This window comes from Methylobacterium longum (assembly GCF_022179385.1).
Classification (GTDB): domain Bacteria; phylum Pseudomonadota; class Alphaproteobacteria; order Rhizobiales; family Beijerinckiaceae; genus Methylobacterium; species Methylobacterium longum.
On record NZ_BPQS01000030.1, the window covers coordinates 39,840 to 65,713 of the forward strand.

17 protein-coding genes and 2 pseudogenes are annotated in these 25,874 nt (G+C 63.5%); 9 read left to right on the top strand and 10 right to left on the bottom strand.

Annotation, left to right across the window (positions count from 1 at the left end; all coding sequences use genetic code 11):
* Positions 1-178: 178 nt before the first annotated feature.
* The 6 genes and pseudogenes from MFF58_RS21455 to MFF58_RS21475 all read right to left on the bottom strand — a co-directional run bounded on the left by MFF58_RS21455 (position 179) and on the right by MFF58_RS21475 (position 3,099).
* Complete coding sequence (locus MFF58_RS21455) at positions 179-685, bottom strand: PAS domain-containing protein (protein ID WP_238290988.1); 507 nt, start codon at positions 683-685, stop codon at positions 179-181.
* A 225-nt stretch (positions 686-910) separates the two neighbouring features.
* Positions 911-1,413: pseudogene (locus MFF58_RS21460) on the bottom strand (HWE histidine kinase domain-containing protein); the annotation flags it as partial.
* A gap of 38 nt (positions 1,414-1,451) precedes the next feature.
* Positions 1,452-1,508: pseudogene (locus tag MFF58_RS32620) on the bottom strand (hypothetical protein); the annotation flags it as partial.
* A gap of 490 nt (positions 1,509-1,998) precedes the next feature.
* The gene (locus MFF58_RS21465) at positions 1,999-2,211 is read right to left on the bottom strand and encodes a hypothetical protein (RefSeq protein WP_238290989.1); all 213 of its coding nucleotides are present in this window, start codon (positions 2,209-2,211) and stop codon (positions 1,999-2,001) included.
* 82 nt (positions 2,212-2,293) lie between these two features.
* On the bottom strand, positions 2,294-2,557 hold the full coding sequence (locus MFF58_RS21470; protein WP_238290991.1) for a hypothetical protein: 264 nt from the start codon (positions 2,555-2,557) through the stop codon (positions 2,294-2,296).
* An 8-nt stretch (positions 2,558-2,565) separates the two neighbouring features.
* Complete coding sequence (locus MFF58_RS21475; RefSeq protein WP_238290993.1) at positions 2,566-3,099, bottom strand: Ros/MucR family transcriptional regulator; 534 nt, start codon at positions 3,097-3,099, stop codon at positions 2,566-2,568.
* Positions 3,100-3,365: 266 nt separating this feature from the next.
* Here MFF58_RS21475 and MFF58_RS21480 point away from each other — a divergent pair, with 266 nt between their 5' ends.
* The gene (locus MFF58_RS21480) at positions 3,366-4,328 is read left to right on the top strand and encodes an AraC-like ligand-binding domain-containing protein (protein WP_238290995.1); all 963 of its coding nucleotides are present in this window, start codon (positions 3,366-3,368) and stop codon (positions 4,326-4,328) included.
* A 303-nt stretch (positions 4,329-4,631) separates the two neighbouring features.
* Here MFF58_RS21480 and MFF58_RS21485 read toward each other — a convergent pair whose 3' ends face one another.
* Positions 4,632-4,817, bottom strand: coding sequence for a hypothetical protein (locus MFF58_RS21485; RefSeq protein ID WP_238290996.1), 186 nt, complete (start codon positions 4,815-4,817; stop codon positions 4,632-4,634).
* A gap of 557 nt (positions 4,818-5,374) precedes the next feature.
* Between MFF58_RS21485 and MFF58_RS21490 the strand changes: the two genes are divergently transcribed.
* Both MFF58_RS21490 and MFF58_RS21495 read left to right on the top strand, forming a co-directional pair.
* The gene (locus MFF58_RS21490; protein WP_238290997.1) at positions 5,375-5,770 is read left to right on the top strand and encodes a hypothetical protein; all 396 of its coding nucleotides are present in this window, start codon (positions 5,375-5,377) and stop codon (positions 5,768-5,770) included.
* A complete protein-coding gene (locus MFF58_RS21495; protein ID WP_238290998.1) occupies positions 5,757-6,656 on the top strand; it encodes a sigma-70 family RNA polymerase sigma factor in 900 nt (299 codons plus the stop codon). Before MFF58_RS21490 ends, MFF58_RS21495 begins: the two co-directional genes overlap by 14 nt.
* A 3-nt stretch (positions 6,657-6,659) precedes the next feature.
* Here the strand turns inward: MFF58_RS21495 and MFF58_RS21500 are convergent, their stop codons facing one another.
* From MFF58_RS21500 to MFF58_RS21510, 3 genes are all read right to left on the bottom strand, one after another.
* Entirely contained in the window at positions 6,660-7,100 is a 441-nt protein-coding gene (locus MFF58_RS21500) for a hypothetical protein (protein WP_238290999.1), read from the bottom strand.
* 12 nt (positions 7,101-7,112) lie between these two features.
* Complete coding sequence (locus MFF58_RS21505) at positions 7,113-7,871, bottom strand: SDR family oxidoreductase (RefSeq protein WP_238291000.1); 759 nt, start codon at positions 7,869-7,871, stop codon at positions 7,113-7,115.
* A gap of 317 nt (positions 7,872-8,188) precedes the next feature.
* On the bottom strand, positions 8,189-9,142 hold the full coding sequence (locus MFF58_RS21510) for an MBL fold metallo-hydrolase (RefSeq protein WP_373323372.1): 954 nt from the start codon (positions 9,140-9,142) through the stop codon (positions 8,189-8,191).
* A gap of 1,185 nt (positions 9,143-10,327) precedes the next feature.
* On the opposite strand from MFF58_RS21510, the gene MFF58_RS21515 reads away from it, so the two are divergent.
* The 6 genes from MFF58_RS21515 (at position 10,328) to MFF58_RS21540 (ending at position 25,365) form a co-directional block, all read left to right on the top strand.
* A complete protein-coding gene (locus MFF58_RS21515) occupies positions 10,328-11,596 on the top strand; it encodes a metallophosphoesterase family protein (protein WP_238291013.1) in 1,269 nt (422 codons plus the stop codon).
* Positions 11,596-15,081 (top strand): AAA family ATPase, encoded by a 3,486-nt coding sequence (locus MFF58_RS21520; RefSeq protein ID WP_238291001.1) that lies wholly within the window; start codon positions 11,596-11,598, stop codon positions 15,079-15,081. The genes MFF58_RS21515 and MFF58_RS21520 overlap by 1 nt, the downstream gene beginning before the upstream one ends.
* Before the next feature lie 129 nt (positions 15,082-15,210).
* A complete protein-coding gene (locus MFF58_RS21525; RefSeq protein ID WP_494337826.1) occupies positions 15,211-17,064 on the top strand; it encodes an AAA family ATPase in 1,854 nt (617 codons plus the stop codon).
* Complete coding sequence (locus MFF58_RS21530; RefSeq protein WP_238291004.1) at positions 17,061-17,702, top strand: 4Fe-4S single cluster domain-containing protein; 642 nt, start codon at positions 17,061-17,063, stop codon at positions 17,700-17,702. Before MFF58_RS21525 ends, MFF58_RS21530 begins: the two co-directional genes overlap by 4 nt.
* Before the next feature lie 413 nt (positions 17,703-18,115).
* Positions 18,116-23,986 (top strand): AAA domain-containing protein, encoded by a 5,871-nt coding sequence (locus MFF58_RS21535; protein WP_238291006.1) that lies wholly within the window; start codon positions 18,116-18,118, stop codon positions 23,984-23,986.
* Complete coding sequence (locus MFF58_RS21540) at positions 23,983-25,365, top strand: hypothetical protein (RefSeq protein ID WP_238291007.1); 1,383 nt, start codon at positions 23,983-23,985, stop codon at positions 25,363-25,365. The genes MFF58_RS21535 and MFF58_RS21540 overlap by 4 nt, the downstream gene beginning before the upstream one ends.
* Positions 25,366-25,874: the final 509 nt, after the last annotated feature.

The following is a 25,874-nucleotide window of genomic DNA, read 5'->3' on the forward strand; positions in this document are numbered from 1 at the left end:
GGCGGCAGATGGGGAAGCGGCAGTCGGCGGCTGCCGACACAATTTTCACGGTGTGACGCCCAAGTCGATCACAGTTGCAAACAGCACTACGCAACAAGCGTTAGTTTTGTATTAATTAGGCTCGTGCTCGACACAATCTTGCGGCAGCTATACTTGATCTAGGTAATGAAAGTAGGTCTCACGCGTTCGTGAGCGGAAAAAAACAACCTACGTGCTCGAAGATGGCAAGGCAACGAAGGGCGCCGGTTAACAGGTCGTTGCTTACGCTAGCGGGTTCATAGCGTCCGGCTGCGCTGACTGCTGGGCGTCCGACCCGGCGGATCACCTCGCGCTCGAACGCGACGAAGTGCTCGATGCGCCCGTCTGCAGCGCGTATCGGCCGGCAGTCGATCTCGGCGCGGTACTTGTTGCCGTCGGCCCGGTAGTTGGTCAGGTAGCCGTGGAAGCGCTCGCCGGCCCCTATGGCACGTCGGAAGGCGTCAACCGTCGCCTGGCGCGCCTCCTTGCCCTGCATAAAGCGCGGGCTCTGGCCGACGATGCTGGTCATGTCGCGCCCAACCAACCGCTCGAAAGCGGGGTTGGCGTACAGGATCGTCGGTCCTGGTTCCTCAATCAGCGCATCAGTGACGACGATGCCGACAGCGGCATCGTGAGCCAGAGCGCGGATCAGTTCGAGAGCGTTCATCGTCTGGCAGATCTATTTGCCCTTTTGTCTTGGAGTAATCCTGCGGCACGCATGGCTAGCCAGCAGATTGCACACTGCCGGCTTGGGCCTCTCAAGGTACCATCGCTCACGATGACGCCTGCCCGCAGACGATCAACGCATAACTAGGCTTTCCGTGCCTGCTCCGGGGGAACAGGAATGTAAGCACGCGATAGACAGTCGATCAGAATATGTATTTTTATGCCATCAACTGAGTGGCAATTCGATCCTGCAATGTAACTCTTTATCGCTCAGATCGTAGCTGGTTCGCGCCCTCAGGGCATAAGGCAGGGCCTTCTCGATTAACTCGCGGCCATAGCCACGTGGCTCCGCCATACCTTGTTCTCTAGTCGGCCTCGCGATGCCCTCCTCGACCCAGTTCAGTACGAGATGTCGCTGCCCGGCCTCAGTCTTGTTGGTCTGCCAATTGGCGGAGAGCCGGCCACCTGCGTCGGATAGTGCCCCGTACTTGCGGGCATTGGTGGCCAGTTCATGCAGAGCCAGCGCCAGAGTCTGGGCCGTCGTCCGCTGCAAGCGACTGACGGCCCCTCCAGAACAACGCGGTCTTACATAGCGGTCGCCCCCAGAGCGTCCAACTCGGTCTGGATCAGGGCTCGGATGGTGATCGGCTCCAGGTCGGAGCGGGACAGCAAACCCTGCACGCGTGACAGGGCCGCGAGGCGGTCGTTGAACTGCCTCGTGAACGCCTCGGTTGCCGCCAGCGAAAGAGGGCTTCCGCCCCTGTGAGTGCGCCGTCCCTGAGGCAGACCTGCGGTTGGTAATAGAGCTCTAACTCACCACGCAGGGCGGCTTACCGGACAAAGCAGGGTCCGCCCTAGGGCGTGCCGATCTGGGAGTTTGCTCAGAGGGGCTCCGGCCGATGATGTCTCATGACCCAGCCCGTGGCATCCAGCCCCTGAGCCGCTCGACCCGCGTTACGGCGGCGTTGACCGAGCGAGAGCGATGGCGGCCTGCACCAACTTATTTCGACTTCTCGACGTAAGCCTTGCGTTGGTGAGCGCGTCTGCCGTCGCCTGGTGCTTCGCAACGGCGTCCGCGACATCGAGGGTATGACCGCTCCGGAACCGGAATGGCTCACAACGGGGATCGGCAAGGTAAACTCGCGCAGCCTCCTTGATCTCCCCCATTGTTACGATGCCGCTTCGACGCAAGTCCGCTACGACGGGCCGCTTGGGTTGTGCGCTAATCGCCGTAGATCCTTCAGAGCTGAGTAGGGCAGAGGCATCGCCAACGAGCCAACAATCTGTCAGGGAGCTTCCCGTAGGTCAGCACCCTCAATCTTTCATCGCGGCCACGATGCGCGCGATCTCCTGTAAGCTCTCCTCGATGCGACGGGTGTGAAGCAGGACGGTGTCGGCGTCCTCATTTCCAGCGCGATCATCGGGCCACCAGCGGCCGTCATCCAGCTCGTGCAGTAGTTGGCCGATGCGGTCGAACTGTTGCTTCAGCGCAATCACCACACCTTCACAGGGATCATTTTCGGGCATGGTGTAGTCTTTTATTCTTTACACTAAACGTACGCCCGCCGCCGCGAGCAATGAAGGCTATATTTACGGGATCGCGAAGTAGTCAGGAGCCCGACCAATGCCTACCAGGCGGCTGGGGCAGCGGCATGCCCAAATCATTGAGGCCGAGAGTTAAAGCCAAGTACAGCAGCGCAGAGAATGGCAGTTCGCAACTTTCGCCGCTCTCAAGATTTTCAAGGATCTGAGGCGTGAGGCCGACCAGCCGTGCTGCATCAGGTGCGCTGAGGCATAGCCGCCGTCGCGCAAGTGCGGCATGCGCGGCCAAGTTGATCAGCAGAAATCGGCGCTGCTCCTCAAGTTCCACCATGCTTTTACCTAACGTGCCGGTGATGAGGTTTTCGGTCGGGCGACATTCGGACGACTCCGAGCTCCGCGCTCATCAACGGGGCCCGATCGGCCCAGGCCGATAGCCCTGGCGATTTGGGAGCGCTGCTCGGCATAGCTGGAAGCGACCATCGGGTAATCGGCCGGTAAGCCGTAGCGCTCGCGGTATCCGCGTGGGCTAAACCCATGGCTGTTCAGGTGTCGCTTGAGCGTCTTGTAGGTCTTGCCGTCGATGAAGCTGACGATGCCGTCCGGCTGGATTGACTTGCGGATCACCGAAGGTGTGGCCTTCTCGATCTCTTTGTTCATGACAACCGCGGGGACGCCGCTCGCGAGGCCTCGAAGAACCCCATACACACCAACGAGCAGGGACGGCAGATCGTTTGCTGGCAGGGAGTTATTTGAAACGTAGGCCGAGACGATGCCAGCCGCTCTATCAAGCAGAGCGGGCGCTTGCTGATGGGTTCCAATAGACAACTCAATTCTCCAGGTGATCTTTGACGGTTCCGAATTGTTGCGTCGCATTAAGACGCCGCGAGCTGAGGAAGCGCTTATCGATACGAAGTTCGACTGCTGCAGCCGCAGGTGGCGAGTGTTGTTGAATTTTTGTGCGCGTGCAGCTAACGGGCTTTTCGTGCATGAAGAGCCTTTCGAAAAAGCGTGGCACGTGTTGTCTCAATCTGTCAGAAGGGATGCTCGCGGTGTCACTCCTGAGTCCAATTTAACTGATGTGCGCGGCGTAAAATCGGCTCAGGCGGAACAGATCATCGGCTGGACAGGCTGAGGGCTTGATGCAGAAAATCTTCTCGACGGCCGATGTCCACCCTCGCGACCGCTTTGATTATTGGATGGGCACCATTCGCGAGAACATCATTCGCAACGATGCGGTGCCCGCCTGTAGAAGAGCTTTCAAGGCCATGCTCAGCGCAGGATCGATTGGCTCGGTCAATCTCACCCTATCGAGCAGTTCGGCGGTCAGGGTGTCGCACACGACGCATCACACTGGACAGCCGAGCGATGACCAACTGTTCGTGTTCATGCCGCTAGCAGGGTCAAAAGTCTTGCAGCAAAGTGGACGCCAAACGGTGCTCAAGCCGGGACAGTTTGCGGTGATTGACCCGCGGCTGCCACATGAAGCCATCTTCTCCGATGCCTCAGAGACGCTCACGCTGATCTCAGACCGTAAACTTCTGGAGAGCCGCCTCGGAGCGGTTCAAGACCTGACAGCGCGTCCGATCGGCCTAGATACGGCAGAGGGGCAGTTGGCGTCGGGCTACCTGAAGATGCTGCCCTCTCAGGCGGGTCGCTTAAGTTCAGCGGCTGCGGACGTGGTCGAGGTACAACTGCTCGATCTTGTGGCGCTCGCTCTCGGGAAATCGAGAGAAGAGCACATTTCGTGTGGCTCGTCGGCCCGTTTGCTCGTTCGCACGAAGCTGTATGCGGTCATCGACGCTCGGCTATCCGATCCGAAGCTCGACGCTGCAGCTATTGCAAAGGCCGCTGGTGTAGGCGTTCGTTATGCCAACGCCGTGCTGGCTGACGAGAATACATCGCTCGGTCGGCTTGTTCAGAGCCGACGCCTGGAGCGCTGCCGGACGGCGCTCGCGGACCCAGCACAGGGGCACCGTTCAGTAAGCGAGATTGCTTACAGATGGGGCTTCTCGGACATGACTCATTTCGGCCGTCGGTTTAGGGCGGCCTACGGGCTTCTGCCGAGTGAATTTCGCTGCCAAGCCCGAATGGAGGCGCCTTGAACGCTCGGCCGGTCACTATGATCGGCCAGCCGACGCGGTTTGTGGGACCGGCCGGTCGGCACCGCTAAGCTGATGCGATGATCATGCGCTGACGCGCCTCGGCTAGTTGGGGTGGAGCCTGTGTGAAAACGAAAGCGCATGCCGAAACTATAGAACAATCTTCTGCGCGGCCGATAAGTAGCCCCGCTGCGTGGCCGTTCTGACGCGGTTTAGGCCTCTATTTCGGCACTGCTCAGGTCGTTCTCGGGAAGATCCTTCTACCGCTTCTGAGTTTTCACACACCCTCGGTGGGAAGCAGACAGCTCACCGCAGAATACCGAGGCGAGAGCGCACCGCTACCGTGACGATGGCGTAAAACGGAACGGCGATGATGGCGGTCGCGCCCCATACCCATAGGGCTACGTCTTCCAACATCAGCGCCGCAATTATTCCGAACCAGTATGCGGCTTCGAGGAGGTGCACGAGGATGTTGAGGCGATCCTGCTTCATCGCTTTCGGAGCGGCGAAAGGGCGTCGTCGAGCTGTAGGCATGAGCTTCTCTCCGGTCGACGGCCGAGTCATCATACAGGAGATCTCACAGGTTCAGTCGCTCCAAAGTGGGGGCGCCACGTCGCTGTGGATAGCGACCATGAAGGAGGTCGGCTGAGGCGACGGGTCATCTCTGAATGTCCGAGCCAGATTGTGAGCGGTCCCCGCGGCTATGTCTGCCTCGATGTATCCGCTGCTCAAAAGCGGACCGACGGCTCTCGGCCAGCTCCGGCCGGCCGCTTCGAGGCCAAGACAGCCGTTGAGCGGGGCCGCTGGCCTGCTCCGAAGCGGACAAAGGGTGCAGAAGGGCGAACGTCATAGAAGGGTGGGAAGCGGTCTCTCGCTGTGGGGCTAAAATCGGACGTTCGAGCGGTCAGCGGCAGCCGACACGAGTTTGGCGAGATGGGCTGTGCAAGGCCGAGGCTTTGACGACAGCCCCGAGCTTTATTTCCAACCGATGTCACATCCGGCATTCGTGCGTCGTCACCCTCGTGGACCGATCACGAGGGAAGAGTGCGATGAGCAAAGCTATTCCGGCTTTGGCTGGCCTGCTTGGCGCAGGACTAATCGGCAACGGCATCTTCATGCTCGCCTCGCCTGAGGCATGGTACTTCGCGGTGCCAGGCGTGACCTCGACAGGCCCGTTCAATCAGCACTTCCTGCGCGATATCGGCCTGATCTTCGTGCTGATCGGGTCCGGATTTGTGTACGGTGCGGTGAGACCCAGCTCGCGTGTTCTGCTTTGGAGCATTGGTGCGATCTGGCTCTCAGGGCATGCGCTGTTCCACGTCTGGGAGGTTGCAGTGGGCATTTGCGGGCCGGACGTGCTGCCCCGCGACTTCCCCGCGGTTACACTTCCTGCGCTTATTGCGGCCGCCCTCAGCGTTTGGTCGCTTCGCCATGCCGACCACTGATGATCCGACCCTCATCTTCGAACAGGAGCGGACGCGGCTCGTCCGGCTCGCATACCGCATGCTCGGTTCATTCGGCGAGGCCGAGGATGTCGTGCAGGACGCCTGGCTCCGCTGGCGGTACGTCGACCATGCCGGTGTATCGTCGGCCGGTGCCTTCCTGTCGCGCACGGTGACGCGGCTCTGCCTGGACGTCATGAAGTCCGCCCGCGCACGGCGAGAGACATACTTTGGAACTTGGTTGCCCGAGCCCGTCGCCATGGCGCCGGACGAAGCCTCTGGCGATGACCTGACACTCACGCTGATGCTCGCCTTGGAGCGGCTCTCGCCTCTGGAGCGGGCTGCGTTCCTCCTGCACGACGTTTTCGCGGTTCCGCTCGGGGAGATCGCGGCGACACTTCAGCGTGAGCCGCCAGCTGTCCGTCAGCTCGCAGCCAGAGCGAGGAGGCACGTGCAGTCGGCACGTCCGCGCTTCCCCGTCGACAGGGAGGAGGGGACACGCATCGCTAAAGCCTTCTTCGAGGCGTCGGCGACAGGCGACGTCGCGGCGCTTCGCAGCATGCTCGCGGATGCCGTCATCGTGCACTCCGATGGTGGCGGAAAGGTACACGCATTCCCGCGGCCTATCATCGGCATCGACAAGGTCATGCGTATGTTCGAGGGAGCTGCCCGGAAGTCGTGGATCCAGCATGCCCAGAAGCTGCAGGACCTCTGGATCGATGGCCTGCCGGGCTATTTCAGCCTGGAGCCGGGCGGAACCCTCCAGACCGTGGCCCTGGATATCCAGGGCGGCCTGATCGTCGGCATCTACTTCACCCGCAACCCGGACAAGCTCGAACGTATGGCAAGGCTGTTCGGAGGGGCAGCGGCAGAGCATATGCCTCAATGAGTCTCACCGCCGGGCGATTGCGAGCTCCCTGCGGCATACCCTGGAAAAGGTACAGAGTGGATCGAGGTCGCCGGCGTGGTGGATGTCGGCATAGGACGAGATACTCTTATGCGGGGCGAAGTAAGTCTCGCCGATGCCTTGCATGACACGCTCCGCCTCTTCGAGCGTTTCCGGGCCGCCGAAGAGCCGGATCTTGTTCACGATGGCATACAGGTTCACCAGTTTGGCCGGATCTTTGAGGTCATGCTGGAAGGCGTCGCCGAACAGTGTCGACGCCTCCCGAATGAACTCGCCGTAGAGAGCTTCCCGTCGCGCGCGGTCCTGCACCAGCAGAGTTGCTCGCTCCTGGCTGTGTTGCGTCAGCCATGTGGTCGCGAAGGAGGCCATCGCGCCGATGCTGGAACCCGCGAGCGCTGAAAGCGCCGAGACGTAGGCCGCATCCATCGGCAGCGTACCTCAGGCCACGCGCTTCGGCTGCGCGGCCAGCCAGTCGCTGTAGCGCCGCTTTGACAGCCAAGCGTCACCAGCGGGTGTCAACCAGCGATCTTCGAGGAGCACTCCAAAATAGGGGGCGGTGTCGTCCGTGATGACGTCACGCGTTTCGCCGATGCCGTCGAAGTGGCGCTTCACCAGCTCGACCATCGGCAGCCGCTCAGGACCGGCGATCTCGATCATGCAGTTACGGGGTGGTGCGAGCGCGGCCTCAGCGACCTTCTCGGCTACATCGGCCGATGCGATCGGCTGGATTGAGGCGGAGGTCACCCGGGCCACGCCGTCGATGATAGCCGCTCCCGCAATCGTGCCGACGAACTCGAAGAACTGCGTGGCGCGGACCAGCGTCCAGGGCACGCCCGCCGAGGCGATCAGTTCCTCTTGGGCAAGCTTCGCGCGGAAGTAGCCGCTGTCGAGCAGGAGCTCGGTCCCGACCACTGAGAGTGCCACGTGGTGCGTGACGCCCGCAGCCTTCTCTGCCGCCGCGAGGTTCCGTCCGGCGCGGACGAAGAAGTCCATCGCCGCATCGTCAGCAAAGGAGGGCGCGTTGGCGACGTCGATGACGACGCTGGCGCCCTGCAACGCGTCCGCCAAGCCCTCGCCTGTGACAGCGTTCACCCCGGTATTGGGCGAGGCCGCGAGCACCTCGTGGCCGGCGCTCCTCAGGTTGGCGACGACTTGTGAGCCAATCAGCCCAGTTCCGCCGATGACGACGATCTTCATGTGACGCTCCATCTCAGCTCCAATCCCTTTGGGACGGTCGAGGTCATGACGAGGAGCGCCCCTCGCAGTGTGACATCGGCGTGGAAGATCAATGCGCCCGACTTGAGCCTAGCGAGGGCTTGACCTTGTGGGATGCTCGGGACCGGGGCAGCGTGGAAAAGTCTTCCCGGTCCAAACCTGCCGGGACGGTGCACGAGCCCACGGAAGCGCATCCTCAGGACCGATCCCGATCCCGAGGATGAACGATTGTCGATGAGGCACCCGTGCGCGAATTCCCGGATTCAACGGACGACCGGGCCAGCACGGGCTCCGTGCACTCAGAAGTCCCAGAATACGGGAACCCACCGAAAAGCGTCGCCATCAACCGCAACCCGGCCGACGGACGGGAACGGCAGGTGCGTGGCGATCAACTGCTCGCCGGTCGCCGCCAATTCCCGCAGAAGCCGAACGCGAACGCGAGCCGCCTCCTTGGGATCGTGTTCGAAGCCGTTGTGCCAGTCGGGATGCTCGAATCCGACCGTGAACACGGCATCGCCGGCGAATGTCAGCCGATCGCCGCCGGATGACAGGCGGACCACGCTGTGCCCGGGCGTGTGGCCGCCGGTGCGCTGGACCATCACCCCCGGCGCGACCTCGTACTTTTCGTCGAACAGCCGCAACTGGTTGCGGTACTCCTGCGCGAACCGCTTAGCGGCCGTCCTGAGCGCATCAGGAAACCCCTCTGGCATGTCGACCTGCGTGAAGTCAGGCGCTTCCCAGAATTTGACCTCGGCAGCCGCCACGTGGATCCGTAGATCCGAGCGCAGCCGCTCCTTCACGCCGTCGACGAGGAGCCCGCCGACATGGTCCATGTGCATGTGGGTGAGCACCACGTCGGTCACAGCCGCGAGATCAATGCCAGCAGCTTCCAGTCGCCTGACCAGTTGCCCGGCCCGCGGCAGGTTCAGGTTCGGGTCCAGCCCCAAGCCGGCGTCGATGAGGATGGTCTGGCCGCCACTGCGGACCACAACCGCGTTCAGCGACCAGTCGAACGCGTCCGACGGCAGGAACATGTCGTTGAGCCAAGCCGCCCTTTCGGCCGCATCGACGTTGTGTCCCAACATCTTGGTCGGGAGCGGCAGCACTCCATCGCTGACGACCAGCACATCGATCTCACCGACCCGCACCATGTAGCGCGATGGCACCAACTCCTCACCTTGCACACGCGGAGGGCCAGCATATCCCGGATCGGTTCGTCCGGCATTGGCAGTTACTACAGTAGTCATCGTCATCCCTTCCATGGGACGCGCGTGCACCTGGCACGTCAGGACCACGAAACGCGCGTCATCCACAGAGACGAGACGGGGTCGACAGATGTGACATGAGCGAAGAGAAGTCGAACTCATCGCCCAAGGATGATCGCTTCGCCTCAATGATTTCCTGGAGCAAACGGCCTCTTTTCGGCCTATCGCCGTCGTCCGAAGCTGCTTCACCAAGAGCCTGAGAGCGGACGTTCTCAAGACCTGCTATGGGTTGTGAGCGAGGGTTACAACCGCGTCCGCTTTTCTGGTCTCCTGTTCAGAAGCGGACAAGCCGCAATCGGCCAAACCCAGTCGGCAGCTTTGCGCCCTTTTCAGCTGTTCAGCTGGCCCGATTAAGCACCCTGAAAGCGGACGCCCGAGACGGACCTGGACTGAGCGCAATCACATGCCGATTCTCACCTTGGGTCCAGCGCCGACCTGATCTGACTCTGGCTTAAGAGGACCAGGTGGGCGAACATCGCACGGCCGCTTCCCTTTATAGCCGACATGCCAGATCCGGGAATGTGGCGCGCACGGCCGGGCGATCATCAGGCAACAAGTACGGCCATCGTTAGTTATAGGCGTCTTGCCAATTGATGATCATGACCTGCGTCACCTTCAGCAATCACGACATGTCTTGCCTGAGACCCTCGTTCTTTGATTCTGCTTGAAGATCTTCGTCTCCATGATGACCATGGCGATGCCCCTGCCTTGCGCTGTCTGCGCCTCGATCTGCCACGGTGTCTGTATCTCCCGCTCTGCGGTCGGTTTCTGTACTCGCTTCATTCCCAACTCCTCTGGCTCTCGCTAATTCTCTCCAATATCTCTATGATTACCGAGACGTTCAGATAATCCGTCAAATTTAGATTGAAAAAGATAAATAAGATCCCCGATAGACTGTTCCATTGTCTCAAGTATAAATTTACGGGCGAACTTATTTGTGAATATATACGAAGACATGCGTATAAAGATTTGTAAGAGTAATTTCTGTTTTATTTGCTAATAGATAAACCAGTTTTACCGCTGCAATGCGAGCGGTGATGCAAAAAAGATGCACGCCGTGAGCTCGCGCGCTGGCGGCTGTCACCCGCCTTGATCTTAATTCAAGAAAGGCTAAGCTTCCGCGTGTTGCGAGGCAGGCTGTGGCTCCTCGTGTGCGGATCTCCCCTTCCTACGATGCCATTCCGATTTGTCCACACAGCGGACATCCACCTCGACTCGCCACTACGGTCGCTGGCGATGCGAAATAGTGAACTGGCGACGCTCATCGGCGACTCGACGCGCCGAGCCTTCATGGCGATCATCGATCTCTGCCTCGAAGAGGCGGTCGATGCCTTGGTCGTCGCGGGGGACCTTTACGACGGCGACCAGACGTCGATGAAGACCGCGCGCTTCCTCGCCACGCAGATGGAGCGACTCCACGAGGCCGGTATCAGCGTCTACAAGATTCGCGGCAACCACGATGCCCTGTCGAAGATCACTCAGGAATTGGTTCTTCCTCCGTCGCTAAAACTCTTCGGGAGCAGGGCGGAGGCAGTCGAGTTTCGCAAGGGCGGTCTCGACGTCGTCATGCATGGCTTGAGCTTCGCCAAACCCCATGCGCCGGAGAGCCTGCTGCCCAAGTACCGGCCCGCCGTCCAAGGCGCCGTCAACATCGGCATCATGCATACGAGCTTGGCGGGCGGCCATGGCCATGACCTCTACGCGCCCTGTACGGTCACCGAGTTGCAGGGCTGCGGCTTCGATTACTGGGCGCTGGGCCATATCCATGCGCGGTCGGAGCATCGCGGCGATTGTGCCATCGTGATGCCCGGGATGCCGCAAGGCCGCGACATCAACGAGGCGGGCCCGAAGACGGTCAGCCTCGTCACGGTGCGCGACGACCGGAGCGTCACGATCGAGGAGCGCGCTACGAGCATTGCTCAATTCGAGCGCATCCCCGTCGATGTGTCGGATGCGGAATCCTGGGCGGACGTCGTCGATGCGATCGAGCGTGATATTTTGGCTGTTCGCGGCAGGACGGCGGCGCCCCACCTCGTGGCGCGCCTGATGCTAGGGGGGCGGACCGCCCACGCGTGGCGCCTGCGGCGCGACCGGGACCTGCTGTTGGAGGAGAGCGAGCACCGGCTCGGCAATTCCGGCGGCGTCTGGATCGAGAAGATCGAGATCGCGGCGAACGCGCCCCGCGAGCCCGCATCCTCCGGCACCGCCGATCCCATCGACGAACTCGGCACCCTCATTGGTGACGAGATCCTACACCAGCACGGCGTGCGCGAAAGCATCCGGGCGCTCGTCATGGAAGTGAGGGACGACCTACCACCGGAGGCTCGGCGCTTCTGCGGCGACGACGAAACTGCGTTCGAGAGCTTCCTCGACACGCTGCTGAGCGAGAGCGGGCATGAGATCGTCGCCCGTCTGGCGCAGGACGGGGCGAGCCCCCGCTGATGCGCCTGCGTCGGCTCGACCTCATCCGTTACGGCAAGTTCACCGACCAGGTGATCGATTTCGGGGATAAGGATGACGCGGGGCCCGATCTCCACATAATCTACGGCCTGAACGAGGCTGGAAAGTCGACGGCCTTCTCCGCCTATCTCGACCTACTCTTCGGCATTGAGAAGCGCACGCGCTACGGATTCCTGCATCAATACAACGCGATGGAGGTTGGCGCGGTCCTCGATTTCGGTGGCGCCCGTCACGAGTTCAGGCGCGTCACGCAGCGGGCAGGCTCGCTCCGCGATGCGTCCGGACAACCGGTGGGCGAGACGGTTCTCGGCGGCGCGTTGTCGGGTCTTACGCGTGACGCCTACCGCATGATGTTCTCCCTCGACGAACAGACGTTGGAGGACGGCGGCAACGCGATCCTCGAGAGCAAGGGCGACCTCGGGGAATTGCTCTTCTCAGCGAGCGCGGGCTTGGTCGACTTGAGCACCGCATTGGCCATCGTCGCCACCGAAGCCGACCGCATCTTTAGAAAGCGGGCATCCTCGACCGAGATCGCCACCCTCAAGCGACGCCTTTCGGATTTGAAGGGCGAGCGGGACAAGATCGACACGCAGGCCAGCGCCTATGCGGGGCTCGTCGCTGACCTGAGGCGGGCCGAGAGGGCCTACGACGAGGCGGTCTTGGAGCGCGGGACGCTGAAGGCACGCCAGGACACGCTCAGCTGCCTGATGCGCGCGGCGCCACTCGCCGCGGATCATGCACGGATCAGTCACGATTTAGCGGCGTTGGCGGACCTGCCGCGTCCCCCGGGTCATTGGGCAGCGGAGCTGCCCGCGCTCATGGTCAGAGATGCGACCCTGGCGACGACGCTGCGCGGCAAGGACGAGCAGACCGCGCGCCTTCGCGCGGAGATCGACGGGATCGAGTTCGACCGGAATATCCTGCGGCTCGCGGACCGGATCGAGGCGCTCATGGCCATGTCCTCCCGGTTCCAGACCGCCGAAGCCGATCTGCCGAAGCGACGCGCCGCACTCGCGGAAGCCCAGGCCCGCTTGGCGAACCTCGCGCGGTCTGCGGCTGGCGAGGCCGGCGCAAAGGATCCCAACGCCCTCATCGTCGAAGCCGCGACCCTCGGCACCCTGCGGAGTCTTCTCGAGGAATGGTCCGGCATCGAGGTGCGGCTCACGGCCGCCGCCGAGGAAACGACGATGGCCTCGCGCGCGCTCGACGATGCCTTGGCGGAACGGGCGAGCCTCGACCAGATCGCCCCGCCGCTCGCCGTGCCCCGGAAGGCCGCACTCCAGGCGGGCGTCACCCGACTGCGGGACGGCAACCTTCTCGCCGACCGTCGCGTAGCTGCGAAGAGCGCGACCGGCAAGGCGCAGGCCCTCGATTACGCCCTCCGTTCCCTGGAAGCTTGGACGGGTGGAGTGGACGCGCTGGAGGATCTGGCCGTCCCCTCGCCGCGGCAGATCAGGGCTTGGCGGGACACATTCTCCGCGCAGGACCTTCGGCGCGCCCGACATCGCGAGCGGTGCCGCGAGTTGCTCCTGAGCCAAGCGGAGATCGAGGCGGCCCTCGACGTGGCTGCGTCCGTCGCCGGCGCCATCGGTGACGAGGAGGCGAGGGCCCTGCGCGAGGTGCGCGAGCGAGCTTGGTCAGCCTATCGGGAGCGACCGGCTGCCGACACGGTCGCTGGTTTCGAACTGGCGATGCACGCCGTCGATGCCATGGCCGAGGCGCGCATCGCGAACGTGGATCGGCTGGCCGAGATCCGCGGATTGAAGCGGGACCTCGCCCTCACGAAAGCCCGGATCGCCGCGGAAACCGAACTCCTCGCGGAAGTCGAAAGTGAGATCGCCGATTTGACGGCGGACATCGCCGGTACGCTGCCAACGGCAATCGAGCGAATGCTCGCCAAGCCGGTCGGCGAACAGCTTTCCGACATCGACGACTGGATCGCGAAGAGGGATCGCACCCTCGTCGCCCTGAGTGAGCTCCGGTCCGCGCGGGCGGAGACCGAGAGCCTCGACACCGAAATCCGGAACGAGGCGCGGCGGCTTGCCGAGGCGATCGACCCCGGCGATGGCGCGCTCGCGTGGGTGGATGCAACCGTTCTTCTGCAGGCGGCGGACACTCTGCTGGCTGCCGAAGCCGCCCAGTCTCAGCAGCGGGTTTCGGTCGATAAGCTCATCCGCAGCGGCACACGGATTCTCGAGAGCCGCAGGAAGGCCGCCGAGGACGCGGCCGAGGCGAAGGCCGATTGGGAGACGCGCTGGGCCGTGGCTCTCTCGGGGAGCTGGCTTTCGGCACACACCGCAGATCGCAACGCCATCCGTGCCGTCGTGGATCTCATCGCCGGCCTCCCGGCCCAGATCGCGGAGCGGGACGCAATCCAGTACCGCGTGAAGGCGATGGAGGCGGATTGCGAGGCGTTTCTGAACGAGCTCGATACCCTGCATCGCGAGCTCGGCGAGACGCCGAAAGGGCGCGACCCTGTGGCGGCGACGGCGCTGCGCGACAGACGCGAGACATCGCTGCGTGCCTTCTCGCGTCGCGGCGAGAAGGAGCGGGAACTGGCCGGCTTAGTGGAGGAACGCCTCGCCCTCCTCGACGAGATGGCGGTTCACGACGCGTATAAGTCGGAGATCCTCACTTTCTTCCAGGCGGAAAGCCTCGCCGACGTTAGCGCCTGGTTGGAGCGATGCGCGCACAGGGACCGCCTCGAGGACGAACTCCGGCAACTCTCGACTCGCATCCTCCACGAGACCGAATCGGCGACCATGGACGCCGCTCTGACGCGGCTCGGCGAGATCGCTCCGGCCGAGCGGGCCGCCTCGAACAACGAACTCCTGAAGCGGATTGACGATCTCGACATGCGCCTGCAGGGTCTCTTCGCTGCACGGTCGAGCGCGTCGGATCGATTGGCCGCGGTGGGCGGTGACGACGCTGTGGCGCGCATCGAGGCTGAACGTCGGACCGTCACGCTTCAGATCGAGGACAAGGCCCTTCGTTACCTTCACCTGCGCACAGGCGCCCTGCTTGCCGAACGCGCCTTGCAAGTCTACCGCGAGAAACATCGCGGCTCGATGATGCGTCGGGCGTCCGATGCCTTCCGAGCCATCACTCGTGACGCGTACACGGGTCTGACGACACGTCCTGAGAAGGACCGCGAGATCCTCATCGGCCTCCCGCGTGCCGGCGGTTCCAAGTTTGCCAACGACATGTCGAAAGGCACGCGGTTTCAACTCTACCTAGCGCTGCGCCTTGCTGGCTACGAGGAGTTCGCCTTGGGCCGGCAGGCTGTCCCGTTCGTCGCCGACGATATCATGGAGACCTTCGATGAACTCCGCTCTGAGGAGGTCCTTTCTATGTTCGGCAAGATGTCCACTGTCGGACAGGTGATCTACCTGACTCACCATCGGCATCTCTGCGAAATTGCCCGAAAAGTCGTGCCGAACGTCAAGATCCATGAGCTGTATTCGTAAGTTTATCGAGGATATGGATCTTCACATTGTTTGAGATAAGTTCAGTGACACGGAAGATCGCAAAAATAAATCGGGCGGATTGATGCAGCAGAGTGAAAGCGCGTGACAAACCCCGTCTTGGCTGCATCAGTGACAAATAAGTCGCGCTGGTTGCGCGACCTTCGGCGCTTCCTTCCGCTCAAGCCGCAGTTCGTCATATCTGGCAATGTCCGGGATCATCAGCTGTTGGAGGTAACACCGGGAGCGCCTGTCCCTGTTTCGCTTGTAGCGTCACTGAGAAGCGAATTGCGGGAAGTGGACTTCGCCGTGGTCCTCTACTTCGACCCCGTAACTGGCTTCCGTCCATTGTTAGGCCCCGGTGAGGAGCCTCAAGCCGCACTCGGCATTATGGCGGCGTTGGGCTTGCAGCCGGATACTCAGGGAAATGCTCCCGCCGGGCTCGAACTGCTCGCGGCGACAATTGCGCGGATCGCTGCGAGATCCGGAGAGCCGATCGCCCTGCTGATCGACTTCGCGTCGCGGCTGATCGTTCGCAACGACGCCCTTAGCGCGGCTGAGCATCAAGCCTTTATGCAGGCGCTCGTCGCCTCCCACGTCGCGCGCTCCCGACCCATTGGAACGCCGCCGCGTCCGTTCTTCAATTCCATTGTCTGGGTCGTTGATAAGGAAGGCGACCTGCCGGATTGGTTTTTAATCGGCAACCCCCGCATTCGACACATCCCGATCGGCAAACCCGACAATATCGCACGCGGGGTTCTTGCTCGGGTCCTCCTCAAGAGCCTCGCCGGCCATGCCGATGCGATCGCGGGCGAGAGGGAGGTCGCCGTGGGCGCCTTCGTCGATGGCACGGAGGGGATGTTGCTGGTCGACATGGCCGCAGTCGCGCAACTCGCTCGAAGCGAGGGCATCGGCTTTTCCGCGATTGGCGATGCCGTCCGGCGTTACAAAGTGGGAGTGAGCGAAGATCCCTGGAGACGAATCGACCGAGCGAAAGTCCGAAATGGTACGGCGACGCTGCAGGCGCGGGTCAAAGGCCAAGACCATGCCGTCATGCACATGCTTGATATCGTCAAGCGCGCGGTCACAGGCGTGGGAGCACCCCGGCGCGGCAGCCGCCCTCGCGGGGTCGCCTTCCTTGCTGGCCCTACTGGGGTCGGCAAGACTGAGCTCGCGAAGGCGCTCACGAGCCTGCTTTTCGGCGACGAGACGGCGTATATCCGCTTTGACATGTCGGAATTCTCGGCGGAACACTCTGACCAGCGTCTGATTGGGGCGCCACCGGGTTACGTGGGCTACGACGTCGGCGGCGAACTCACGAACGCGATTCGCGAAAGACCGTTCTCGGTTGTGCTCTTCGACGAAATCGAAAAGGCACACCCGCGCATTCTCGATAAATTTTTGCAGGTGCTGGATGATGGAGTGCTCACGAGCGGCCGCGGTGACCGTGTTTACTTCTCCGAGGCATTCATCATCTTTACGTCGAATCTCGGCATCTATCGCCTAGAACCCGATGGGTCTCGTGTGGCGAACGTTACGGCCGATGACGCCTTCTTCGACGTACAATCGAAGGTGCGTGCGGAGATCGATCGGCATTTCAAGCTCGTTCTGAATCGGCCGGAGATCCTGAACAGGATCGGCGATAATATTTTGGTCTTTGACTTCATCCGCCATGAGATCGCAGAACTGATCTTCGAGGGCCAAGTCGATGAGGTGCTTCGCGGAATCGCCGTCGATCAGAGCATCGAGGTCACCATCGCCGACGACGCCCGCGTCGCCCTGAGGCAGGCATGCCTCTCCGACCTGTCCAATGGTGGCCGTGGGATCCGCAACAAAGTCGAAAGCGGGTTGATCAGTCCGCTTGCCCGAGCACTGTTCGATGGCGATGCCGCCCCCGGGGACGCCTTCGGCATCACCGCGCTTCACGTGCACCCCGAAGGTGGGACGGTGATCGAGCTCACCCGATCCAGGACGCCGAGCCGATGACGGCCTTGGCGCTCTCACGCATCCACTTTCCCATCACGACGCTCGGCCCCGGCAAGCGAGTCGGCGTCTGGTTTCAGGGCTGCTCGATCCGGTGCCCTGGCTGCGTGTCGATGGATACCTGGGCGGCGGGCAAGGGTATGACGACGGTCGCGGATGTGCTGGACACGCTCGCCCCGGTCGTGTCGTCGGCAGATGGCCTGACAATATCGGGCGGCGAACCGTTCGAGCAGTCCGAAGCGCTCGCCGCGCTTCTTCGCGGCTGGCACCGGCTCGGCGGCGGGGATGTCCTCGTCTATTCTGGACGGGCTTTGGAGGATCTGGCGCGTGCGCTGTCTGAACTCGATGGACTGATCGATGCAGTCATTGCAGATCCCTTCCTCCGCGCCGTTCCACAAACGGTCGCTCTTCGCGGCAGCGACAACCAACGTCTGGTGACACTCACCACACGGGGCGTGGAGCTCTTCTCGGCCTATGAGGCCCCATTGCCTGTCGGAGAGCGCGCCCTCGACGTGCTTTTCGACGACAACACTGGCGACGCGTTCCTGGTCGGCATCCCGCGACCGGGAGACATGGTGAAGCTTGCTGCGGCGCTGAAAGCCGCCGGCCACTCGGCGGCGGCGACAGAGGACGTGCGGTGACTGATACGACCAACGACCTTCCGGCAATCGTCCGCGTCTGCCCTTCATGCGGCAGTGAGCGCCCTCCTTCAGAAATCACCTGCGAGGATTGCCAATACTATATCGGCGAGGAAGAACTACGGCCCGCCGGCAGTTCGCAGCCGCGCTTGCCCGTTGAGCCCTCGTTACCGGAACTGCGGACCGTTGAGGGAGCGCCAAGCTGCGTCAACGGTCATCCGGTAGAGCCTGGGGACCAGATGTGCATGGTCTGCGGCGGCGAGATCGCGGCAGCGGACCATCACAGCGATTCAGAATCCGCTCCCGGGCCCGATCGCCCCCCAGAGGTGGAAGCGCCACCCGCCTTCGAGGGCTTTCGGAATATCCTTCGGGCCGGGGGCGGGACCGCGACGGGTCCCTGGGATGTCTACGATGCCGTGCGGGACAGCGATGGTCGTCCGGCGCGGATCGTCCATTACCATGAGGGGAGCGAACCCGACCCTGCCGTACATGAGGCCCTCGGGCGCCTGCCCACCGATCACGTCCCGGAACTACTGTCTACGGGGCGCGTCGCCGGGCGCACCTTCGAGGCCGTCGAGCCGATGCCGAACGGCTCGCTCGACGCCGCGGGGTGGCTGGAGCCGGAGAGGCTGCGCACCGCGATCGAGGAGCTTGGTCGGGCCCTGCACTCCTTCAGCGAAGCAGGATTGCGTCATCGCGACCTGCGGCCGGCGACTGTGCTCATCCGCGATCCCGAAAGCTTCGATCTCGTCGTCACGGGATGGGGATCGGCGCGGCTGTCGGACTTCGATTTGGAACAGGTCGCGCCGCTTCAATTGTCCCGCTACTCCGCCCCTGAGGCCATCGCCGGCGCGGTCAGCGCCGCCTCGGATTGGTGGTCGCTGGGGATGATCGTCCTGGAGCAGGCGACACGCGGGGCGTGCTTCGCCGGGACCGACGACCTCGCTTTCCGACTGCATGTCGTCACGCGCGGGATTTCACTGCCCGACACTATCGGCGGCGAGATCAGAACCCTTCTCCGAGGACTGCTCGTCCGCGACCCGAATCGACGCTGGGGAGGCCGGGAGGTCAGCGCGTGGCTCAACGGCGTCGCGCCGTCGCCGCCCTCACAGGACTTGCCTGGAACCGACGAGCGGGCGGGGCCCGCCATCCGTCTCGCGGGTCGGAGTTTCACCGCCCCGGCGGCCTTCGCGCTCGCGGCTGCCGAGGCCGGCCATTGGGAGGAAGCGGCGGCGCTGACGGCCAACGGGACCACGGCGACCTGGCTGGCGGAGCGCAAGGAGGATGCGCGCATCCTCTCGCTGGTCAGGAATGCCTCGACGGCCGATGGCCTCGACCCGGATCTCCGACACGCGATTGCCATGATGGCAATTAACCCGGCGCTGCCCTTGTCGATCCGGGGCGAGATCGTCACCCCCGCGTGGCTGATGGCGCATCCCGAGCAAGGCTACGCGCTGGTGACCGGCGATGCGCCGAGGCACCTTGAACGGCTCGGGCGCGAGGCGTGGCTTCCCCGCCTCAAGGCCCGTGCTGCCGCCGTGCGGGAGCGTGCGCAGCGCCTCGAGGTTGAACTCGACGAAGATCGGGCTCGCATTGCGCTACTTGCGACGTCGCGGGCCAACCTTGACGCCGAGCGAGAGGCGAGGCGCGTCCTGTTCCCCGACACGGACCACGCCGGACTCGCCATGCTGGTCGAGCGCTCGCGGCTTGGCGACGAGGATGTGATCATCCTCATCAGCGCGGCGCTGCATCAATTCGTGCCGATGGAGGCATTGGTCGAAGCTACGCGAACGGCCGCTGCTTCGGCCGGCGTGCCGGCGAATGAGGCCGGACTGCGCGCAACGCTCGCCGCCTCTCGGCGCGAGATCTTCGCGGCTGTCGATGCGCGCATCGCCAATTTCGCCCGCTGCGGCAATCCGGCGATCGACGAGTGGGCTGACGCTTATCGGGTCGAACGCAGGATGTCGCTGGCGCGGGCGGCAGCACTGCTGTCGGTTGCCGAGGAGCAATGGAAGGAGCCCCCGCGGCAGCAATACGTCGCCAAACTAATGGACGTCTTTGAGAAGCGGCTCTCCGCGACCGTGGGCCGTGGTCCGCTCGTCCGCTTCGTGCTGGGTAAGACCACGCCCAGGCTCGACCTGATGGAACTCGGATCAGGCTCGCGCCCGGCCGAGGCGTTGCTGAACCAGATCCTGGCTCGCGGCGAAGCCGCGACGCCGATCGATCCCGATGCTCTGACAGTGGATCAGAACATCGGATACCGCCTTCGCCACCTCGTCAACTATGCCCAAACGTTCGTCCGCGATACCGGCATCGACGGGCGATATCTGGGCTTCCCGATTCTTCATGCCCGCGACATGCGTCCCGGACGGGCCAACACCAAGCCGCGCATTGCGCCCATTTTGCTGTGGCCGGTGTCGATCGACCTGCCGAGCGGTACGGGCCAAACGGCGAGCCTGGCCTTCGACCGTGGGCGTGAGGAGGTGCGGCTCAATCCAGCGCTCGAAGGGCTCCTCGGCAAGGAAACCTTCGCGCAGTGGCGTTCGGCAGCCGAAGACCTTTTAAAGCGGCCAGCTCTCCGGCTCGGCGAGGCGATGGATGGGTTTGGTCATCTCGCTGAACCACAGGGATACACCCTCACCCGGTTGCCGGGCAAGGATGCGGTCCCTGCGGTGCCCATGGCGTTGTGTCCGTCCGCAGTGCTGTTCAATGCCGAGTTTGCCGGTCAATCGCTCGTCGAGGATCTGCGCCAGCTGCGCGCCCAGCCCGTTGCCGGGACGGCCCTGGATCCTGCTCTCAGGGTCTCCGGGACGCCGGCACCTCCTCAACCGGAGCGCGTGCCAGAACGTGACCGCTTCGGTACGGCGGAAGGCGACCCGTCGCAGGACGCGGCCGTTCTTGCGTCGCGTCTGGCGCCCGGCCTCCTCGTCGAGGGACCGCCCGGAACCGGCAAGAGCCAGACGATCGTCAACATCCTGGCTGATGTCATTGGACGCGGTGAGACAGCCCTTGTCGTCTGCCAGAAGCAGGCGGCGCTCAAGGTCGTGCAAAAGCGCATGGACGCGGAGGGGCTCGGAGAGCGCCTTTTCATCGTCAACGATGTCAACCGTGATCGCGAGGGCATCTTCCGTGCGCTGCGCGATCAGGTTGCGGCCCTCGGTGCCGGCGATCCTGAGGCGTTTGCCGCCCTGCGGAAGCAACGCGATGCCAAGGCAGCGCGCATCGAAGTCGTGGAAAAGGACCTCGACCGCGGACACGAGACTCTCCACGTCGTGGACGATTTGGCGGGCCTGACCTACCGCCAGATATTGGGTGAGCTCCTCTCGATCGACGACGATGGTCTCGCGATCGACGCGCCTCTCTTGCGGCGTATGCTGGCGAACCTCGGAGCCGACGCCGTGGCGCGTCTCGAGGAAGAATGCGGGCCCACCGCGTCTCTATGGCTCGCGTCGGCCTTCGAAGGCAGCGCCCTTGCGGCTTTGAAGCTGTTCGCGGTCGACCACGCGGCGGTCACAGAATTTCAGGCGACCCTCGCCAGCTTCGTGGCGGCCGAGACCGCCCGCGAAGCACTGATCGCCGAATTGCCGCCTTCCTTCGAGATCGAGGATCCTGCTCCACATCGCGCTTGGCTCGAGACCGGCGCTCAGCATTTGGCGGCCATGAGTGACGAACGCCGCGCGCGGCTTCGTGCGTGGTTCCCGCTTTTCAAGACTGAGAAGGGAAGCGAGACGCCCGGCAGCCGGATCGTCCGCGATCTCGCGGCCCTCGCCTCCGACTTGCAGAACGCCGCGCAGGCTCAAGCGCAAGGCAAGATCTTCGAGCCGGTGGCCGCGCTCTCCGAGCAGGAATTGCAGGTCCGATCGGCTGAGGCGCGGGAAGCGACGGCACCGGTAGGGTTCTTCGGCCGGCTGAGTTCTCGTCGGCGACGCAACAGAAAGTCCTGCCGAGACTACCTGACCAGCCTCGGTCAGGTCGGCGACGAACTCGGACTAGCGGCCCTCGCAGCGGCGACGGCACTGGAATGCACGGTTCGACCGCTGCGCCAGCGCCTCGACACCCTGCGCGCGACCCTTGGATTGGCGCCAGCGTCAACACCGGCACCGTTGCGGACCCTGCGGGAAGATGCAGCCGCCATGGCCGCGTCGCTCCAGGAAGCCGCGAAGGATGCTGAGGCGGCACTGTCCTGCCCGCGGCCGGTAGACGCCGAGCATGTGGTCGAGACCGCTTCGGGATCAGCCCTTCATGCTCTGGCAACCGGCTACCAATCCGCCTTTCGACGCCATGCCGCCCGCGAGGCGAGCCTCAAGGTCCTGGATCCGTTGGCAGCATCGTTCAATGACGAACTGACAACACGCTGTATTGACGCCATCCGTCGAGGCGACTCCATGCCGCGAACGGTGCAAGCGATCATGGCGGCCCTGCCGACACTGTCGGCCTTCCAGCGCTTCCGCGCGAGAGCGGCGTCGCTCGACGCGGAAGCCCTCGCCGCACTTTCCGCTCTGCGGCCGCATGCGGATATGTTGCGTCGCGCACCGGCCGGCGCACTCGACGAAGTAGTGCGGGCGACTCTTCGGCGCGAGGCCTTGCTCGGTTGGAAAACGCGCATCGAGGCGGAGCATCCTGAACTCTCGGTCGACATGGCCGAGACGGTGCGCAAGGTCGCGGGCCTGGCGCGGCTCGACGCGGAGATGCGAGACCTCAACAGGAAGGTGCTGGCCCACGGCATCGATCCGGCTTCGATCGGCCCCCCAGCAGATTGGAATGTCATCACGGCTCTACGGGGGCCGCGCCCGATGAGCCTCCGGGGCGCCTTCGACAGGGGCGAGGCTCTCGGACTCATGCGTTTGCGGCCGGTTTGGCTCATGGGACCCGATGTGGCGAGCCGGCTGCTTCCCCTGAAGCCCAGCCTTTTCGACCTCGTGATCTTTGACGAGGCCTCGCAAATCCCCGTCGAGCAAGCCGTGCCAGCCCTCTTCCGCGGGCGCCGGGTCGTCGTCGCAGGTGACGAGAAGCAGATGCCGCCGAGCGCCTTCTTCTCCGGTCGGGTGGAAGAAGACGAGGACGAAGAGGTCGACGAGCAGCCCGATGATGCGGCCACCGAGGCCGAACGCTCGGCGCTCGAAGATGCGTGGAACAAGAAAGACGTGACGGCGTGTCCGGACCTCTTACAGCTTGCGCGAGGATGCCTGCCGGCCACCACGTTGCAGATCCACTACAGATCGACCTACCGTGAACTGATCGGCTTCTCGAACGGCGCCTTCTACGGCAACCGCTTGAGCGTGCCGGCTCGCCACCCCGACGACGAGATCCGTCGCGGCAAGCCGATCGAGGTGCTCCGGGTCGACGGCGTCTACGATGCCCAGACTAACCCCGAGGAGGCCGACCGCTTGGTCGAGCTTTTGGCTGAGGTTTGGTCGGCTCCCGTCGCGAAGAGACCGAGCATCGGCATCGTGACCTTCAACAAAAAGCAGGCCGACCTCGTCACCGATAAGATCGAGGAACGCGCCGGCTCGGACCCCACCTTCCTCACTGCCCTAAAGACCGAACGCGAACGGAACCAGGGCGGCGAAGACATGGGCTTCTTCGTCAAGAACGTTGAGAACGTCCAAGGTGACGAGCGCGATTGGATCGTCTTCAGCACCACCTTCGGCCGAGACCGTCGCGGAGCCTTCCGCCGGTTCTTCGGCGTCCTCGGCCAGACGGGTGGGGAACGACGGCTCAACGTCGCGGTGACGCGCGCGCGGGAGAAGGTGGTCGTCGTCACCTCGATGCCCTTCAGCGAGATTTCGGACTGGCACGCCGCCGGGCGCGTGCCGCACAAGCCCCGCGACTTTCTTCAGGCCTATCTCCATTACGCGGGGAAGATGGCATCAGGAGACGTTGCCGCTGCGCGGGCGCTCCAGACGCGCCTCGCGCCGGGCCAGGGCAAGATCAAGATCGGCTCCGTCCAGCACGACGGATTGGCTCAGGCCGTCGGGCGATACATTCGAGAACTCGGCTACGAGCCGGTGCCATCTTCGGACGAAACCGACGTCTTCGGCTTGGACTACGCAATCGTCGATCCGCGGACGGGGCTTTTCGGCCTTGGGATCGAATGCGATTCCCCTCGCCACCGTCTCCTTCAAAAGGCGAGAGCCCGCGAAGTCTGGCGGCCTAAGGTGCTCGGTCGCGCCGTCCCGCGCACGCACCGCGTTTCATCGAGCGCTTGGTACGGTCGGCCGGAAGCCGAGCGGGCAAGGCTTCGGGACGCTCTTGCCACAGCTATTGTGAGGGAGGCAGCGGAATGAGCGGTCCCAAGGTGGTCAGGGTTGTGACGCGAGAGGAGTTGGAGGCGACCTGCCGGCGCTGGCTCCTGCTTGTAGGCGAGGCTGCTGCCGACCTCCTCCGCAACGCAAACCGTTTTGGACTGGCAAGCTCCACACTTCAGTCGCAAGTGGCGGCACGACGGGCCGCTCTCGAAGCGTTGCTGCACTCCGAACGATGGAGCGATCTGCAGAAGGACGCGGCAGGAGCGATCGAGCACTTCCGCTTCGAGGGCGAACGCCTGAGAGGCGAAGCCGTCGCCGCCGAGGCGGCACAACGCTCGCGGCAACGTCGAACGCTTGATGCGGCCCGTTCAGTTGCGGCCTCGCTGGCAAAGGCGGGGCACCCGGTGCCAGCGGCCCTCACTGCCGCAATCGACGGCGCGATGACGGCAACAGGAGCCGACTTGGACACCATGCAGCGCGCCGTGGAGGCCAGCCTAGCCACGCTGGTTCAAGGCAAGCCGCAGAAGCAGTCCTCCGAACAGAGTGACCTCGCTGCCCGGCTCGATGCCGGCGGCCCTATCCCGGCTTTTGCCCAATGGATTGAGGAGAATGCTCGACCGGATCCTCAGGCGGAACGGCTTGACGGATTGCTGTCGGAGCTGAGCACCCGCTCGACGCTTGTCGACATCAGCGATCTGACTGCGCGAGCGATATCGATCACAACTGAGCCTTCGGCGGATCGACGCGCTCTCCTGACAGACTCACTCATTCTCGAGGCCGCTCGGCGCCTGCAGGACGAACGCGCCATCGAAGTTGCCACAGGCAGAGCGATGGGAGTTCGCGCAGAGTTGGCGGCGTTTCCTTCCGATGTGGCGCGGGCGTGCAGCATTCAGCTCGATACCGCGATTTCAAATAGAAACACCGCGGAGATGCGGACGCGCATTGCCGAGGGGGAAAGGCTGCTGGATGAAGGACGCCGACAGGCCTCCGCCGTCGCCCGGCGGCGGGCTGTACTCGGGGGACTGGCATCGCTCGGCTATGAAATTCGGGAGGGAATGGAGGCTGCTTGGGCGAAGGAAGGCCGCATCGTCGTTCGTCGTCCAGGTACCGACGATTACGGTGTGGAGTTCGCGGCTCCCGCCGACGCATCGAGGTTGCAAGCTCGACTAGTCGGCTCAGACCGGCCGTCCAGTCCGCGAAATGCCATGCGCGACAAAGATCAAGAAACGATCTGGTGCGGGCAATTTGACAAGCTCCGCGAAGTCCTTGTGAGCGGTGGAAGCCGCGTTGAGATGGAGCGGGCGCTAGCCGCCGGCGACCAGGCAGTTAAGAGCGTCAGTATGCGGGACAATTCAGAAAACGATCAAGCGAATGTTGTACGACCGCAAGCTCGTGTGCTTCCGATTGCTCGACGCTAGAGCGTTTTCGGTTTGAGCTGAATCGGATGGTTGGGGTTCACGCGGGGCTGTTGGGCTGATTCATTGCGCGCTCCAGACGAGGAGCAGGGCATGGGCCGACCCTACAGCCAGGATCTGCGTGAGCGGGTAGTAGACGCGGCAGGCGCGACCTCGCGCCGGCAAGCGGCGATCGTGTAGCGACGCTGCGCCTTTCGGGATCCATCCGGCCGCCGCGTCGTGATTGTCACCTCGTGGATCAGCGCCCGCTGCTGTGCTTCGGTCTTCACGCGCCGCCCATTCGCGATAGCATTTGGTGGCGATGAAGATACCCGTCTCGTCACCGCACGCTGACGCGCCCACGCATGCAGGCCCTGGCCCGGCGTGGCTGCAAGCGCCTGAACTCGACTTGGCAGCACCTTATACTAACTCTCACTGATCAGAACTCATGAGCCCAGGCGCGCAGGCCGATGGACATGATGCGCCAGGGCTGGTCGATGAGCTTGTTCCAGGCGTCGCAGCAGTGGTCGAGG